This is a genomic window from Streptomyces sp. NPDC055099, from assembly GCF_053607685.1.
Genome location: NZ_JBSGUA010000004.1, coordinates 615,583 through 634,526, shown reverse-complemented (window position 1 = coordinate 634,526; position 18,944 = coordinate 615,583). Strand labels below are relative to the sequence as shown.

Here is an 18,944-nt window from a genome sequence, read left to right as displayed (position 1 = left end):
GGTCGACCACCACGCGGAACCTGGGTGACGGCACCAAGGTGACGAACCCGGACGGCTCGGTGACCTCCCTCGGTGACGACGGCAAACTGACCACCACCTTCCCCGACGGCACCGTCCAGCGCGTGGACCCCTCGACCGGCCAGGGACTCACCACGAACCCCGACGGCTCCACCACCACGACCAACCTGGGCAGCCTCGGTGACATCAACGGCGGTCTCGGAGGAGGGGACAGCGTGCTCAACTCGCCGACCGGTGCCGACACCCGGCTGACCGGCGGCGACCTGGCCACCGATTTCCCGGACGGCAGCAAGAGCAGCTTCGACCCGGACAGCGGGACGCTCACCACCACGAACCCGGACGGGTCGACCACCACGCGGAACCTGGGTGACGGCACCAAGGTGACGAACCCGGACGGCTCGGTGACCTCCCTCGGTGACGACGGCAAACTGACCACCAGCTTCCCCGACGGCACTCGGCAGAGCATCGACCCCTCGACCGGCCAGGCGGTCACCACCGACCCGAACGGCCACACCACCACCCAGAACCTCGGAAACCTGGGCAACCTCAACGGCGGTAACGGCGATACCGGCGTGGGGAATCCGGGCAACCTTGGAGACCTGGGCGACCTGGGGGGCCTCAACTCCCGTCCGGACACCCAGTCCATCAGCGACCTGGGCAACCTCGGCGATCTCAACGGCGGCCCATCCGGTCTGGAGACCCCGACCGGCGCTCACACCTCGCTCGACCACGGTGACTTCGCCACCACGTTCCCGGACGGCAGCAAGGCCAGCTTCGACCCGGACAGCGGCATGCTCACCTCCACGAACCCGGACGGCAGCACCACGCTGACCGATCTGACCCACGGGGCGAAGGTGACCAACCCGGACGGCTCCGTCACCACCCTCGACAACGGCATGCTCACCTCCACATACCCGGACGGCAGCAAGCAGGTCATCGACCCCGACACCGGCATCGCCACCGTCACCGATCCGCAGGGCCACACCAAGACGGTCGACCTGCACGACCTCAACTCCGCGGAGAACAAGAACACCCCCGACATCCCCGACGGCCTGAACAGCCCCGGTGGCGGCGGCTCCGACACCCGGAACATCACGCTCCCCGACCTGAACGCCGGTGGCAGTGGCGCGGGTTCCGGCGGTGGCGGCGCGGCTTCCGTCGGTGCCGGTGTCGGCGCGGGCCTCGGCGGCTCCCCGTCGCTGGACGGTCTCGGCGCGGGCGGGGTCGCCCCGCTGTCCGACGGGGCCTCCCCGAACAGCCCGGCCGCATCCGCGGGCGGCGCCGGCACACCCGGGGCCCCCGGCACACCCGGCTCGCCCGGCATGCCGATGGGCGGCGGCATGGGCGGCATGGGCGCGGGCGGCGAGAAGGGCAACGGTGAGCGGGTGCGTGCCGTACTGGTCGACGCCGTGGAGGAGAGCGAGCGGCGCAAGCGCCGAGGACGCAGCCCCTGGAACCGCCAGGAGGACAGCGACACCTTCCTGGCCCCGGCATCCCGCGTGTCGACCACCGGCGGCGACACCTCCGAGGAGGAAGCGGACTCGGGCCGCAGGTCCACCACCTCCACCGACTACCTGGAAGAGGACGCCGACGTGTGGGGCACCGAGGAGGGCGGCACCCCGGCGGTCATCGGCCGATGACCGCACCACCGGCCCCGGCTTTCGTAACGGGCCCTCACCAGGCAAGATCAGATACGCAGTTGATGTACGGCAGACCAGGGCGTACGCGAAGAGCGAGGCGAAGGGAGGCGCGGGCCTGATGGAACCGTTGGAGAAGCGTCTGGAGAAGGCGATGGCCGAACTCCGCACGGCTCAGGAAGCGATCGCGCGCACCGAGCGCGAGCTGCGGCAGGCGTCGTTCGCCGTGCTCTCCTCCGACCGCGCGGTCCGCGCCACCGTGGGCCCGCAGGGCGAGCTGACCGGGATCGAGTTCCTGGAGAACAAGTACCGCGACATGTCGCCCCAGGAACTGGCCGCCAGCGTCCTGGAGGCAGCGGGCGCCGCGCGCTTGAAGATGAACCGTCACGTGATGAAGGCGATGGCTCCCTTCACCGAGCCCAGCAGCGAAGTGCCGGAGCTGAAGGGCTTCGAACTGGACTGGGAGAAGATGTTCGGCCCGGAGGTGCTCCGCGAGGACGCCGAGGCCACGACACGCGGCAGTCAGCCGTCCCCCGCCTGGCGGGACGCGATCGGCGAGGACGGGGAGAACTGACCATGGGACAGCGGTACTACGCCGACCCGCAGCGCATCGAAGCCTTGGCGGAACAGCTGGAGGAGATCGGCACCCTGGCCAGGAGCATGACCGAGGAGTTCCTCGACGAACTGGCCCCCACCGTCGGCTGGCCCGGCACGAGTGGTGAGTTCGCCGAGAAGGCCAGGCCGCAGGAGCAGAAGGAGCGGCAGACCACCAAGGACACCATGCTGTCCATCCGCGACGCGCTGACGGGCATCACCGAAGCCACGATCGGCCAGGTCCGCATGATGAAGGACACCCGCGACCACAACCTCGACAACATCGAGCAGGGCAAGAACCGTATCGACGCGGGCGGTCCCGACAGCGGCTCGGGCGGGCATGGGCGCCGCTGACCACCACCGCACCGCCGGCCGCTCCCGCACCATGCGGGGAGCGGCTGACGTGAGGTGCCCGTGCGGGTTCCCCGGCGGGCTTTCGGGCGGATCGCTGTGAGCATCCAGGTCTCGCCCGAGGTCAACGCGATGATCTTCATCCTCACCGGGGAGAAGCTCATCGACGCGGACGAGGACCTCGCCTTCGACAGCCGGATGCCCTACTCCGGCCTGGGCCGGAAGCTCAACAGGATCTCTGCGCTGATCGACAAGTCGGTCCACGACATCGCCGAGTCCATGCCGGACGACCTGTCGAAGTCGTACGCCAAGGCGATGGGCACGCTCACCGGCGAAGGCGGCAAGAACTACCTGCTCGAATTCGCCGATCAGCTCGACAAGATCGCCGAAGGCCGCCGCAAGACCTCCATGGACATCATGGAGTCCAAGTGGCAGGTCATCGCCGAGGTCATCCGGCTGCTCATCGAGATCGCCATCTATCTGGCGATGTCCTTCTTCACCGGCGGCGCGTCCGCGAGCCAGATCATGATGGCCAAGCTGCGCAGCCGGTTCATGATCCTCACCACGCTCACCCACCTGCTCCAGCGGCTGCACATCGCACCCTCGCTGACCGAGGCGTTCGCCGAGGCGTTCACCACCTTCGCGGTACGCCTGGCCATGATGAACTTCGCCCCGGACGGCCGCCGCCCCGATGGCTTCGACTGGAACGACATCCTCAAGTCGGCGGCGTTCGGTGCCGCCGCCGGTGGTCTCACCAGCATCTTCAACGGCTTCGCGAAGAACATCGTCGACAGCTACGACAGCAACTTCTTCAAGAACGGCCCGGGCAACGACTTCAAGAACAACCCCAACGGCCCGAACACCCCGCCACCCGACCTCAAGAACAACGTCCCGGACCCCAAGCCGAACCCCAGGCCGACCCCGGAACCCACCCCGACCCCCAGCCCCACTCCCACACCTGGTCCCACCCCGAACACCCCCGACCCCGGCCCGTCCGGGAGCGGTCCCAACCCGACGAACAATCCGTTCTCCTTCACCAACAACCCCAATCTCTGGCGGAACAACTACCTGCTGAACAACTACAGCCACCAGCCGGGCGCGCTGGCGGGGCACTACGGGCTCAAGGGCACGGCCGACTTCATCGCCGCGGGTGCGGGCGAGGCGCTGGCGGAGATCCTGATCAAGGGCGCCTTCGACGGCGACTGGTCCACCAGCTGGTCCACCTTCGTCGGTGCGGGCATCAGCAGCCAGGTCGAGTCCACACTCACCGGCGGGGCGCTGAACACCGGCGCCGAACTGCGCAACGCCATCGACAACCTCCGCAACCAGCCGCCGCCCACCGTGTCGAGCGGCAGCCCCGACCCCGACGGCTCCACGCGCTCCGGCGACGGCTCCGGGCGCACGGACGGCGCCCCGCGCCCCTCGGGCACTTCGGGCGGTGACGGCTCGGCGCTCAACTCGCCCACGCCGGTCCCACAACAGACCACCGGTCAGGGCGACTTCACCGACGGCCAGTCACCCCCGCCCTACGTCGCCGAGAACCCGCCGCCGTACTCGCCGGGCCCGATGCCCGTGACCGCCGCCGAAAACGAGCTGTGGCAGCAGGTCCACCACGGCTCCGCCGAGGCCCGCGACCAAGCGCTGCGCGACCTCGCCGATCTGCGTGGATCGCAACCGCCCGGCAGCACCGAGATCGGCGTACGCGACAGCCTGCATGGCAACCTGTCGCAGCTGCCGGAGGTCCGGGTGGTGCCCGCAGGAAACACCCCCGGCGGCCAAGTGGACGCCGACCAGGTCCGCCGGACCCTCGACGGCTTCGGCACCCCGGTCACGGTGGATACCCCGATCACGCCGAACACGGTGGGCGCGCCGCCGGCGACGACGAACACGCCGGTCAATACCACTGCGCCGGACGCTTTGGCTCCCGGGGCGACTCCCGAGAATACGGGCGCGGGGGCCCCGGACGGCGACGTTCAGAGCGAGAACCTGGGCGTGGGTGCTCCGGGCAGCGACGTCCAGAACGTGAACCTGGGCGTGGGTGCTCCGGGCGGCGACGTTCAGACCTCTCCGGATGGGGTGGCCGGGCAGGGCGGCGACCTTACGGGGGCGGGGCCGGAGCAGGGTGTCGGCGGACCGGTCGGTTCCTCTGCTCCCAGCAACTCCGCTGTGCCCAGTAACTCCGTTGTGCCCGGCAACCCTGCTGCCCCCAGCAACTCCGCCTCTTCCGGCGTGGATACTGCAGTCACCCCGGGACCGGCTGCCGAGAACCCGGGCGTGGGCGCCCTGGACACCAACGTCCAGAGCGAGAACCTGGGCGTGGGTGCTCCGGACAGCGACATTCAGACCTCTCCGGATGGGGTGGCCGGGCAAGCCGGTGACCTTACGGGGGCGGGGCCGGAAGCGGAGCAGGGTGTCGGCGGGCCTGTTGCCTCGCCCGCCCCCGGCAACTCCGCCTCGCCCGGCATGGGTGCGGCCTCAGCGCCCGGCGCGGGGGCAGGCGCCCAGCCGAGCGGTACCTCCACCGGCGGGGGCACCCAGACTCCCTCCGCCACCCAGCCCTCAGGTGCCCGTACCCCAGACGGCTCGCGGGCCACCACCGACGATGCCCCGGCGACCACTCGACCCATGGAGACCACCACTCCCGCAGATGGCACTGCCTCACCGGAGTCGACCAACTCCGCGCGGGACAGCGGTATGTCGAGCTCCCCCGATGCCCTTGCCGCACCCGGGGGTCCCGCCCCGGCCTCCGACCTCACCACCGTGCCGCCGAAGGTGAGCACCACCGGCTCCTACGCCGACAGGGGCGACACGAAGGTCAGCCCCGTCGGTCCCGCGGGGAGCCTGTCGCCCCCGCAGGCGTCACCGTTGACGATCGTCGTCTCGGAGGTGCCGCCGCCGGGGGAGGGGGCGCCGGAGGCCGCGGAGTTGCTGGACGGGGCCGGGGCCGACCGCGCAGTCGTACTCGGTCCCGCGGTCGCACTGGACGGGGCGGGGCCCCCGGTACGCGCCGCCGCCGAGCTGACCCGTGAGGGACCGGGCACTCCGGTCCGGGTCCGCCCGCTCACCGGACCGCCGGCCGCCCCGCCGCCGGACGGCACCGGCGCCCCGGACACCGAGTTCCCCGGCGCGGACGTACTGCTGCCGCTCGCTCACGCCCTCGGCCCGGCACCCTCCGCGATACCCGACCCCGCCACGCAGAGCAGCGCGACGCCTGACGGCCACAATGCCGCCCCCGCCCCGGACGGCCGCCCCAAGACGGTCTCCGATGCGCCGCCAACTGCGGTGCTTGACCACGGGGTTGATCCGGACGCCGTCAGCCCCGCGGACCCCGGCGACACCAAGCTCGCCACCCTGTCCCGCCCCTGGTCCGAACCAGCCACCGACCTGCACCTGGAGTCGGGCCGAGGCGACGGTGACGCAGGCGGCGGACGCGGACCCGGGAACGGCGGCACTCCGCCGCCCCCACCGTCCGCCACGCCGGACAACTCCCCGGCGGCACCCCCCGTCGGGCTCCCGCCCACGGGACGGATCGTCGTGCGGCCCGCGAGCAGTACCGAGACCCCAGCTGGCGGGACCACCCCCGCGCGACCCGCGGGTGAGCCGGTCGTCACCACTCTGGACGGCCACACCGTGCCCGTCGCCCAACTGCGGCGCTGGGTGCCGGACGCGAGCACAGGGCCCCAACCGGGGCGGGCCGTGCAGACGTTGACCATCTCGCAGAGTGTGGCCGAGGACGGTACGGCGCACAGTGCGGGGCGTCGCGCGCTGCTCGGCGAGGACATCTTCCGCGGCGTCCGTGTCACCTCCGCCCACCCGGACCCGGCCCCGAGCCCGGCTCCGGAGAAGGCGGCGGCCCCGCCCGTCAGGCGTACGGTGTTCACCGGGCCGCCGGCCCCGCTACCGGGCGCAGGCACTCAGCGGGGCGCCGACTATTTCGCAGCGCATGGCACGCCCCGTACCGTCACGCTTGGTGCCGAGGACGCGCGGCGACCGACCGTCAAGGTCAGCGGCGTACAGCTCGGTGAAGTTCTCAAGTCCTGGGCTCCGGACGGTGATCAGGACCGGCCCTTGGTGCTGTTCTCCTGCGAGACCGGACGGCAGCCCGAGATCGCGGGCCTGCCGGTGGCGCAGCACGTGGCGAACCGCACCGGGCGGCCGGTGTACGCGCCCACCACCGAGGTGGGCACGGCCCGCGACCGGGACGGTGCTGTCCGCGCGGTGCTCACCGAGGGTCCGGACGGGCCGGGGCGCTGGCGGCTCTTCACCCCGGAGCCCAGCGGCGCCGACCTGGACGCACTCGCGCGTGCCGCGGGCCTGCACACGGGGCCGGACCCGGCCGACGCCTTTGCCCGGGCGCGCACTCTCCAGCAGATCCGCACCTTGCGCGACACCTTTGGACCGGACGCGGAACAGCAGCCGGAAAACGCCGAGTTGCTCGTCGGGCTCGCATTCGTGGACGGCCTGCGCTGGCTGAGTCCCGATACCGCGGCGCGTTACGGCGACGGCCGCATGACACCGGACCTGCTGCGCCGGATGGTCGTCGACCGAAGCGGTGTGATCGGCGGAGCCACCCCCGACGCGGGGGTCGACCCCACTACCGAGCAGTACACCGAATTCCTCGTTGCCGCAGCCGAGTTGCGCGGCACTTCGGGCCCCGAAGCGACCCTGGACGCCCTGCTGCCCCCGCCGCCCCCCGTGCTCCCGCCGACCACCCTGGTCTCGCCGGAGGACGTACGCGGTCTGGCCTACGCGCCCTCCGCGCAGATCACCTGGTCGCTCTCCGGCACCCCGCTGCCGCTGTCCGAGCTGGGCCTCAGCCCCGAGGACACCGTCGAACTGGCCCGCCGCAGGCCCGATCTGGCGCCCGCACAGAGCCGCCCGGAGAGCCCCGCCCAGGATGTGACCCTCCTCAGCAAGGCCGCACCCGGCACCGCGGACATCGTGCACGCGGACGGCCTTGCCCTGCGGCGGCTCGACACACCGGGCGGCGGCAACTGCCTCTTCCGGTCGCTGCTCGACAGCGCGCGCGGTCAGGACACACCACCCGCCTGGGCCGCGAGGAACGTCGCCGGACTGCGCCGCCTGCTGAGCGACCGGATCACCGGGTCGGAACTGGGCGACACCGTGGCCCTGGCGTTCCCGGACCCGGTCTTCGCCGTGGTGGACGACCTGCGGATGCGCGCCATCGCCGGGGTGCGGGACCCCGCCGAGCAGAGCCGCATCACCCGGCTCTGGAACCGGATCGCGCAGGACGTCGTCACCGACGGCGACACCGACGAGTGGCAGCGGATTCTCCGGGAGAGCGACTACCCGCACCTCGCCGACGTGGCGCCCACTCCCGCCGACGCGAAGCGGCTCGGCGCCAAGGGGCTCGTGGCCTCGGCGGCCGAGCTCTCCGCACTGTGGGCCTCTCCCTTCGCCGATCTGCTCCCGGAGGCCCTCGCCCACACCCTCGACCTCGACCTGCGGCTCGTCCAGCCCGACCCGCAGACACCCGCACCGGGGAACACGCGCGTCAACACCCTCAACCCGGGCGGCCAAGGCCCCGCCCTGCACCTGGCCTACAACGGCACCGACCACTACGACGCGCTGATCCCGGCCTCGGCCCCGCTCGCCCCCGTACCGGAAACCACCCCGGACCCGACCGTCCCGCCCGCGGACGTCTCCGACCCCGGCACAACCCCCGACCCGGGCGACCTCGTACCGCTGGAGACCCAACTCGACCGGTACCGGCCGGCCCGGCTGCTGACCGGCCCGGACGCCAGGCCGCCGGGCGCGGTGCCGTCCACTGTCACCTTCGAGGACGGCAGCCGACTGCCCACGGTCCTGATCAGCCCGGACACCGACCCGGCGGCCGGAGCCGTGCCACAAGGTCCCGCCGGACTGCTCACCGGGCCGGGCACCACCACCCTGCGCTCCCCGGAGCAGGTGGCCGAGGAGATCCTTGGCAAGCTGCCGACGAAGCTGCGCGGCCAGTTCGACGAGGCGGAACTGCTGCACCTGCTGACCGAGCAGCCCGGCGCCTTCACCGCCCCCCGCGGCGCGCGTTTCGTGGGACGCGAGAAGTCCGGGGTCGGCCACGAGATGACGGTCGAGGCCATCCCGTACAACCGGTGGGAACGCTTCTCCGACATCGGTGGCGGCACCGTTCGCGTCGACACCGCGCGGCGCGGCCAGTCCGGTACCGGCGGCGGGCGCAGCGTCGGATTCGGGCGCCGGATCGCCGGCGGTCTGAGCATGGGACCGCCGCTCAACTGGCTCCTGAAGCTGGGGGTTTCGCTGGGCTGGACCCGCAGGACCGACTACGCGCAGGGGACCGCGGCGTACAACCAGACCGAGTGGCGCGCCCACGAGGGATCGCATCTGCACCTGGACGACGTCCACTACCGGGTGCGGGTCGACCGCGTGACCGAAGGGCCACGGGCGTCCACTGGGCCGACCGACCAGCCCAACCAGTCAGAGGGGTCCAAGTCAGCTCCCTCAAAGCCCAGTTGGAGGCGCATCCAGGTCCACGCCGCGGAGTTCGCGATGCGCGACGGGCTGAGCTGGCGGCTGCCGGACGACCTCACCGTGCCGTACAGCGGGCCCCGGCGTGCGCCAAAGACGCTCACGTTCCCGGACGGGGTCGAGCCGCGGATGGTCGACACCACCGGGCTGCACCTCACGGACCCCCCGGAAGACGTGGCGCTGGCCATGTCCGGCGCCAGGCCCGGCAGTTCCGCGCATCGCACCCTCGTCTCGTACGTCCGGCCGGGGCGGCTGCTCGCGCTGTTCGGCCGGTTCGCCGGGCCGGTGACCGGGCCCGAGCTGAGCCGGGGCAGCGGGCAGCATCCCCTCGGGCATCTGATCGTGGAGCGTTCGGTGCCGCACCGGGCCACCCTGGTCACCGAGTCGGTCAAGGCGGAGCTGCGCGAGCTCACCCAGACCACGTACCAGAACGAGCGCGGTCACGTCCGTGACACCCGCCTGGGCGTCCAGGTCACCGCGGGGCCGAACTACACCCTTGTCGGCCCGGACACCGACGTACGCCTCCAGGGCGGCCCGCTGGTCCGCGCCGACCTCACCACCGGGCGCGGCCACTACCTGGGTGCCGACGCTGCCCGGAAGACCACCGGCCGCGTCCGCAACACCCCGGTCGCGCTCTATCGGGTGGAGCGCACCCTGATGGTGCGCAAGCCCGGCGAGCCACCGTCGGCGGCCCGTCCGGTCCGGGTGGTCAGCCTGGACTGGATCTCCACCCAGGACGCGCGGCGCCTCGCGGGCTGGGACAGCCGCACGCCGGGCCAGGCGGGGCCTGACCCGTACGCCGAGCCGCCGGTGCCGTGGTACCTCTCGCGGGAGGATCCGGTGCACCTGAGCGGCCAGGTCCGCGCCGAGGGCTTTTGGCCCGTACGGCCGCAGACCCAGCCGCAGGCACAGGTGCAGCCGCACCCGCAGCCCGAGTCCCAGCCGCTGCCCGAGTCCCAGGCCCAGGCCGAGTCTCAGCAGCCTCAGCAACCCGCCCCCCAAGACCCCATGCGGGCCTTCGCGGACTCCGTCCTGGACACATTGCACCGCGCCCACCCGTCGCTGTTCGTTCCGCCGATGATGCTGCGGCACCCGCGCCTCGCCAAGTTCTGGTACGGCGACGGGCGGATGCGGACCGCGCTGCACAACGACCGCCAGGTGCGCGAGGCGCTGAACCGGCCCACCCTGGCGCAGAGTCTGGACGACCTGACCACCACCGGAGTGCCGGTCACCCTCACCGAGGACGGCAAGGTACGCCGCGGCCACCACACGCTCATCCTGAAGGCGCGTCTCACCGACCGGCAGTTCGAGACCACGATGAGTGAACGCGCGCTGCGCAACGCGGTGATCGGCACCGAGGTCTCGGGGCAGGGGCAGCAGGCGTCCACCACCCTCTCCGGCGGTGTCGAGCTCGGCGTCTCGCCGCGCGACCACGACAAGGTGGCCGATGTCGGCCTTCCGCGCCAGGCGGGCAGCGTGGCAGTCGGCGTACGGCACGCGAGGACCGACCAGAAGGCGACGAGGAACACGGTCGCGGTCACCCACGACCATCTGATGTTCCAGACCGGTGCCGATCTCTACAGCTACCAGGTGGAGTTGAGCGCCTCCTTCGAGGGCCACCGCCGCCCGCGCGGCTGGGCCAGGCTCGCCTCGGTCGGCCTGCTCGGCGCGGGTGTCTTCGTCAGCAAGGTCGAGGAACAGCCGCTGTTCAGCCGGGGCGACGAGACCGTCGGCCGGGTGGAACTCGCCGTGCCCTCCGCGCACGGCTCCGACCGCCACGCGCCCGCCGACCCTCCGCCCGGCACGACGGCGCCGACGGCCGCGGCCCCCGTGCCGCAGCACCTCTCCTCCGTCGAGGCGGACCAACTCCTGGACGGCGTGCCCCCGTTGACGAGGGTGAACCCCACCGACCGGCAGCTCACCGAAAAGCTGCTGAGCGTCCCGCACGTGGTGCTCAGCACCGAGGGCGGACCGCAGCGCCAGGAGCTCATGCAGGACACCGCCGACCGCGCCTCGGGCACCTCCTGGCACGTCAGCGCGCCCGGCGCCCCCGTGCGCACCGCGCTGCGCCGGGCGATGGCGAACCTGAGCGTGGCCGGACAACTGGGCCAGTACCTGGGCCCGTTCGGGTCCCGCGTCACCGGGCTCAACGGCGCCGGGCCCTTCCGCACCCACTACCTCAAGGCGGCGGTCCGCGGCGAACTGGAGAATTTCCGGGTCAAGAGCGACCCGAAGCCCGCGAGCCTCGAAGCCACCGTGGGCAACGAGCACCGCGTCCTGGGCAGCGCGAGCACCGTCACCCACACCACTCTCGGCCTCCAGGGCACCGAAATGCCGCTGAAGCAGGCGCCGGGCCAACAGGCGGTGATCGGTTCCTACTCGACCGCCCTGCAGTACGCGTGGGGCAAGGGCCGCGGCATCGCGCAGACCCTCACCCGAGGCCGCAACACCACCCTCTCCTTCGCGGGGCGGATGTACCTGGTGGTCGCCGACGCCACCGAGACCGTCGCGGTACGGGACCGCTGGACGGCGGCGATGGGCGCGGCAGGTACCCGCGCCGGGGCCCGCATCAGCTCCGCGGCCGGGCGGCTCTCCGGGCGCCTCGGCGACAGCTTCGCCCCGCGCCCGGCCGCCGCCGCGCTCCAACGCATCCGCGACGCGGTGATGTTCCACCTGCCGATGCAGGACGTCATCGAGGCCGGTCTCGCCCCGGACGGCCTCGGCACCACCACCCCGCACAATCTCGGCGGCGGCTACCGGCTGCCCCCTTACCTGCGCGACCGCCGTTTCCCGACCCATCCCACCGGCCAACTCGACGCAAGCGGCGCCGCGCGGCAGCTGACGGACCAGCTGGCGAAGATCGGGGTGTCCTCGCACGACCAGGAGCAGGCCCTGCAGCGGCTCTCCCCGGACTTCCTCCAGGCGCATCTGCACGAGCTGACGACCGGCGGGATGACCCTTCCGGTGCGCTACCGCACCTGGTCGAGCCCGTTCCACCTGCCGGTCGGCGGCAGCCCGGGTCGGCTCCGGTTCGAGCTGACCCCGGTCACCACCACCGTGGACAGGCTGCGCACCGGTTTCGAGCTGGAGGACTACCGCACCATCGCCCGCGACAACGCCGACGGCACCTCGCAGGACCGCGGCGCCGACGTGACGCTCAGCGGAGGCGAGCGCGCCGCGGACAGCGGCATTCTGATCGCCCATCCGTCGCTCCAGGGCACCGCGGCCAAGCAGCGGGCGAGCACCCGCACCGAGACCGCCGGCACCACCTCGATGCCGAACATCGCCACCACCCAGGCGCACGCCGAGATCATCACCAGCTACACCCTGACCGTCACCATGACGGACGCGAGCGGCGATCAGCTCGCCCCCCGCGTCGACGCCACTCCCGTCGGCAGCCTCAACGAGATCCTCCCGGCGAGCCTGCTCACCCCGGACGGCGACGGTGCCGACGGCGCCCTCACCGAGCAGGACGTGCCGAAGCCCGAGCGCGCGGTGCGGATGCTGACCGCCGAACAGGCCCGCCCGGAGAACATCTCCGCCTGGCGCAACACCTCCACCGACGGCGCCGCGTCCGACATACTGCCCTTCGACGACCAGATCGGCTCCGGCATCCTCGCCGTGGACATCCGCGGCGCGGCCAACGTCCAGGACGCCCTGACACTGGCCACCGCGCGCGCCGACGGCATCGGCGACAGCGACCTCGGCGAGCGGCACACCGGCGCGACCCTCGACGCCCGTGTGCGCATCGCCCACCTCACCTCGCTGACCGGCATCGGCACCGCGCCCGCCCAGGCCCAGGAGGAGGCCACCACTCAAGTCGGCCTGACCGCGGGCTTCCGCGAGGCGCTCGGCACGCACGGCGCACCGCTGCCCACCCAGGCCTCGTCGCACCTCTTCGGCCAGTCCCACACCGCTGATTCCCGCCTCTACGCGACGATGCACCGCAACGGCGCCCGCCTGCTGGCCGTGGAGAACAAGCCGCGCATGGAGGCCATGCAGCGGGCGAAAACCTCCGACGCGTCCGAGGCAGGCATCACCGACAACGTCGAGGGCGCCGTGGGCACCGCACCCCTCGCGGGCAACAGCAACGCCGGTGTGACCAACCCGGGTGCCACGGTCCCGATCGGCGGCACGAACGACGGCACCACGCTCAAGGGCGCCGCCGACACCACCCTGGGCACCCACGTCAAGGTCGTCACCGACCGCAGCATGCTCTTCGCGCTGCCGGTGAGCTGGCTCGCGGTCGCCGAGGTGGACCACCGGTTCACCGACAGCCGCCCGCTGCACGCGCTCGGCAAGGCCAAGCGGGGCCCGCGCGCCGCCGAGGCCGAGACCACCGCCCTCGTCTGGCTGCGCGAGGACCTCGCCCGCGACTACGGTCTCCTGGACGACACCACGTTCCCCCCTGAGGCCCGCACCGCCTGGGACGACCAGGCCAAGGCCGCGGCCGACCTCGCCACGGCCGAGAAGGGCTACTACGACGCCCGCGCGCGGGCCCGTGAGGCATGGCTCGACCTGAGCCCGGAGGAACAGGCCGCACTCGGCGACGACAACTCCGGCCCGCCGGCCGATCTTCCGCAGGACATGATCTGGTCCCCCGCCGTCGTCTCCTGGCAGGCCGCCCGCCAAGAGGTCCACCGCTGGGGCCTGCACACCGACGCCGCCGCCGCGGACCACCACCGGCTGCACCTCGCCGCCTCCCGCCTCACCGCCCACCACCAGGACCCGGCCTCGGGCCCGGCGCCGGACCTGCCGCGGAAGTACACCGAGCCGGCCTGGCGGTCCGAGGCACCCGAGCCGTACGTCATCACGGACGGCGTCAGCACCGAGGGCACCACCCCCGGACCGCGCACCATCACTTCGCCGGACGGCGCCACGGTGCGCGAAGTGCACGACATGCCGCACGACGGCGCCTCGTTCTTCCACGCGCTCCTTGCCACCGCCGGCAACCGGGGCCGACTGCCCTACTTGCTCGGCAAGGACCTCGCCGGCCGGTTCGCGAACACCCCCGGCGACCCGGCGGTCACCGCCGAAGCCATCGGCGCCGCCCGCGACCGCCTCGCCCTGGCCCTTGGCGACGACGGCAACGAGGACCTGCTCGACGCCCTCGCCCTGGATGCCGCGGACACCTTCACCCAGGACGAACTGGACTTCACGGGCGTGCGGTTCACCCCCGCCCAGCAGGCCGAGTTCGACGCCTTCGGCAGGCTCCCTCAGACCTACTGGCCGACTCCCGGACAGCGGGCGGCGCTTGCCGTCGCGGCCCTGGCACGCCCCTTCGCCGCCGAGCCGCGCCAGGACGGCACCCCGCGCCCGGACGGCGCACCTCCCGAGCGCCGGGCGGGCGACCACGGGGGCGCCGACCTGCTGCCCGCCCTCGCCGCCCGGGTCCTCGGCACGCCGCTCACCGTGGTGACCGGTGAAGGCCGCGACCAGCTCTTCCTGCCACACGGCACTGACCCGGCCGCCGTAGACCCGGCCGCCGACCCGGTCCTCTTCACCACCGGGGGCTTCTTCTCCGCCGCGCTCCCGCCCGGCGCTCCGGTTCCGGTCGCCACCGCGCTGCCCGGTGCGACGACCGCCGCCGAGTCCGGTACGGATGCGGGAAACTCGGTGAAGCCGCCCGTGCACCGCAGCCACACCACCGCGCCCTGGCTGCCGCCCGTCGACAGCAGCGGCCCGCGCTACCGCCTCGCTCGCGACGGTGTCCTCACCGCACCTGACGGAGCCACCTATACCCAGGGTGCCCCCACCGGCCGCGGCAACGGCTTCTTCGGCGCGCTGTCCACCGCGATGCGTCAGGCCGCGCGGGAGCCTGGCCTTGACCCCAGGCAGGCGGCGCGGCTGCGCATCCGCGCCGAGGCGACGCCCGCCCAGCTGATGCGCCTGAACGGCCTGCCCGGCGACCGGGCGGAGCGCGACTCCCTCTTCACGCCCCCGCCCCTGCGCGTTCCCTCCGGCGCGCCGACGCCGAGCCAGGACGCCCGCGACGGTCACCTGCGCCGCCACCTCGCCGAAGCTCCGTGGGGCCCCGGAGCGGACCGTGCGGTGGCGGAGTGGGCCGCCACCGCGACCGGCACGACCGTCACCCTGATCGAGGAGAACGGAACCGCCCACAGCTACACGGGCCCGGGCGGCGAAAGCGGCCCGCACATCCGGCTCCGCCGCCGGGGCGGAGACTTCGTACCCCTGAAACCGCAGACTCCGGCGCCCCCGGCACCCGCCCCGGACTCCCAGGACCCCGCGGCCGTCCCGCTGCCTCCGTCGCCGACCGGCAGCGACCTCCCCGGTCTCCTGGAGGAGGAGGCGTACGAACTGAGCACACTGTCCGGCAACGAGGCGAACGCGGCCGTCCCCACGACTTCCTCGGACACGGCCCCTGCCACGCCGCCGGAGCCGTCCCTCCGTTCCTTCAAGCTGGGGAATTTCGAGTTCACCAACTTGAATCAGGCGGACAAGTACGTCGAGAAGGCGGTGCGGATCGTCGAGTTGCTGGATGAGCACGGCACGATCAGCAGCTTCGTCGGTGGTCGTCCGGTCCGTATCACGCTGCATGTGCGGACGACGGAGACCCCGGCTGATGTGCGTGACCTGGGTGACGCGGGCGTTGAGATCAACCTGGCGAGTTACTACTTCGAGAAGTACGACATCGGTTATGTGATGGGGATGCTGGCGCATGAGATCGGCCTGCATCCGCTGGCCTCGGCGAACACGAAGATTCCCGAAGAGGAGGACCTGTATGCGGGGATGCCGTTGCTGGTGCCCGGTCTGGAATCTTTGAAGACGCCGCGGTTCATGAACACCGAGGGTGCGGGTCAGGCGGATCACGTGATGGCGGCGTTCCCGCACACCATCCGGCATGGCATTTACCGCGACATCGTCATAGAGATGGCGCAGGTGCTGGCTCAGCATGCGCGGGTTGGGGTGGGGGGCGCCAAGGCGAAGGACGTGACCGATCTGATCGACACCTACCTGATGGACTTGGCGTCGATCGCGGTGACCAATGACCACCGGGCGCGGGCGGTCACCGATCCCAGTTACACGGCCAGGTCCTACAACGCCTACAAGGCACAACTGGCCGAGCAGCTCGCGCCGGACAGCCCCCTGCACGCCTTGCTGCCCGCCGACAAGGGCAGGTTCGGTGTGCTGGGTGACTTCGCCGCCCTGGCCACGAGCGTCGGCACCAACAACCGCGGCGACAGCATTCAACAACCCGCCGCCCCCGACCAGACCGGCACCAACACCGTAGGCAATCCGGGCGAGGCCCGCCCCAGACTGCCCCAGGCCAACACCGACACCACCGAGAGCGCCGACGACCCGGGCCCCTTCAAGCTGGGGAACTTCGAGTTCACCAACCTGAATCAGACGGACCGGTACATCGACAAGGCGGTCCGCATCATCGAGCTGCTCGACGAGCACAGCACCATCAAGAGCTACGTCGGCGGCCGCCCTGTCCGCATCACCCTGCACCTGCGCACGACCGAGACCCCGGCCGACGTGCGCGACCTGGGTGATGACGGTGTGCAGATCAATCTGGCCAGCTACTACTTCGAGAAGTACGACACCGGTTACGTGATGGGCATGCTGGCCCACGAGATCGGCCTGCACCCTCTGGCGTCCCGCAACACGGACATTCCCGAGCAGGAGCAGGCGTACCAAGGCATGCCGCTGCCCGTGCCGGGACTGACCGACCTGGCGACACCGCGCGCGATGAACACCGAGGAAGCGGGTCAGGCCGACCACATCATGGCCGCCTACCCCCGCACCATCCGGCACGGCATCTACCGCGACATCGTCATAGAGATGGCCACGGTGCTCGCTCGGCGCGCACGTGTCGGCGTGGCGGGAGCCAAGTCCCAGGACGTCACCGACCTCTTCGACACCTATCTGATGGATCTCGCCTCCATCGCGGTCACCAGCGACTATCGGGTGAATGCCGTCAAGGAGCCCAACTACACGGCGAGGGTCTACAACGCCTACAAGGAGATGCTCCAGGCCCAGTTGGCGGAGAATCCTGCGCTTCGAGACCTTCTGCCGTCGAACAAGAGCCTGTTCGGCGTCGCGCGGTCCTTCACTCAACTCGCCACCAGCATCGCGACCAACAACCGCGGCGACAGCATCCAACCGCCCGCTGCCCGGGCAACAGACGCCAACACCGGCGAGGCACGCCCCAGGCTTCCGCAGACCGCGCCGTCCGCCACCCCGAACAGAGGGCCGCGTGACAGCCGTCCCCGATTCGTGGTGCGTTCGGGCTTCGATGTCCGGCGGTTCTCGTACCAGGGCGAGCCGGTCACCGACCTCACGGTCCGGGTCGCGCTGCGCGGCACCAACGACCAGGCTTCGCACGTGTTCGACCAACTCAGTTCAGGGGTGGAGGAGTTCCTGAACGATCCGGAGTACCGCCTGTTCAACGGCGACCGGCTGCACGTGACCGTCGAGTACGTCGACCCCGCCGATGCCCCGCACTTGACCGTGAACCTGGCGGGCCGCGACGAGGCGATGGATCAGATCACCTGGTGGGCCGATGCCGCCCCGGTGCAGCTGGTGCATGAGCTCACCCACCAGTTGGGCCTGCGCGACGAGTACCGGGACACCGACTCCCCGCATCGCCCCCACATCCTCGGCAGCCTCCTCGGCAACCTCAACGAGGCACCCGAAGACCCGTCCCTCGCCCCTTCCGGGCTGCGCGACCGGCACCTGGCCCTGCTCGGGGCGCTCATCGGCGACGTGACCCCGGCGCCTCAGCACGACACCGACCAGGAGTGGTCGGCAGCCCGCAGCTCCGCCGTCGAGGAATCGCGCGAGTCCATCTGGGTCGACCCGGTCTCCCTTCCCCGGCCGGCCGACGACGGTATGGAGGCCGCCGAGGTCCCGGCCCACATGCCGCAGGACTCGGACAATGCCCCTGCCGCACCGCCGGAAGCGGACCTCCGTCCTTTCAAGCTGGGGAATTTCGAGTTCACCAACTTGAATCAGGCGGACAAGTACGTCGAGAAGGCGGTCCGGATCGTCGAGTTGCTGGACGAGCACGGCACGATCAACAGCTTCGTCGGTGGCCGTCCGGTCCGGATCACGCTGCATGTGCGGACGACGGAGACCCCGGCCGACGTGCGTGACCTGGGTGACGCGGGCGTTGAGATCAACCTGGCGAGTTATTACTTCGAGAAGTACGACATCGGTTATGTGATGGGGATGCTGGCGCACGAGATCGGCCTGCATCCGCTGGCCTCGGCGAACACGAAGATTCCCGAAGAGGAGGACCTGTATGCGGGGATGCCGTTGCTGGTGCCCGGTCTGGAATCTTTGAAGACGCCGCGGTTCATGAACACCGAGGGTGCGGGTCAGGCGGATCACGTGATGGCGGCGTTCCCGCACACCATCCGGCATGGCATTTACCGCGACATCGTCATAGAGATGGCGCAGGTGCTGGCTCAGCATGCGCGGGTTGGGGTGGGGGGCGCCAAGGCGAAGGACGTGACCGATCTGATCGACACCTATCTGATGGACTTGGCGTCGATCGCGGTGACCAATGACCACCGGGCGCGGGCGGTCACCGATCCCAGTTACACGGCCAGGTCCTACAACGCCTACAAGGCACAACTGGCCGAGCAGCTCGCGCCGGACAGCCCCCTGCACGCCTTGCTGCCCGCCGACAAGGGCAGGTTCGGTGTGCTGGGTGACTTCGCCGCCCTGGCCACGAGCGTCGGCACCAACAACCGCGGCGACAGCATTCAACAGCAGGCCGGTAGGGACTGATCCCTCTTGTTCTTGCCGAAGCCGGGTCAAGAAGTCGTTCGCATGACGAGCCCGGGAATTCCGCCTGCGTGACCACGC

Annotated in this window: 3 protein-coding genes and 1 pseudogene; all 4 read left to right on the top strand. The window is 71.4% G+C overall.

The genetic code is table 11. From position 1 onward, the window contains the following. Positions 1-1,658, top strand: a pseudogene (locus tag ACWFRU_RS14335) (AAWKG family protein); the annotation flags it as partial. A 115-nt stretch (positions 1,659-1,773) separates the two neighbouring features. Further along, positions 1,774-2,229, top strand: a complete 456-nt coding sequence (locus tag ACWFRU_RS14330) for a YbaB/EbfC family nucleoid-associated protein (protein WP_453686814.1) — start codon at positions 1,774-1,776, stop codon at positions 2,227-2,229. 2 nt (positions 2,230-2,231) lie between these two features. After that, entirely contained in the window at positions 2,232-2,603 is a 372-nt protein-coding gene (locus ACWFRU_RS14325) for a hypothetical protein (protein ID WP_453686713.1), read from the top strand. 96 nt (positions 2,604-2,699) lie between these two features. Beyond that, a complete protein-coding gene (locus ACWFRU_RS14320) occupies positions 2,700-18,866 on the top strand; it encodes a WXG100-like domain-containing protein (protein ID WP_453686711.1) in 16,167 nt (5,388 codons plus the stop codon). Positions 18,867-18,944: the final 78 nt, after the last annotated feature.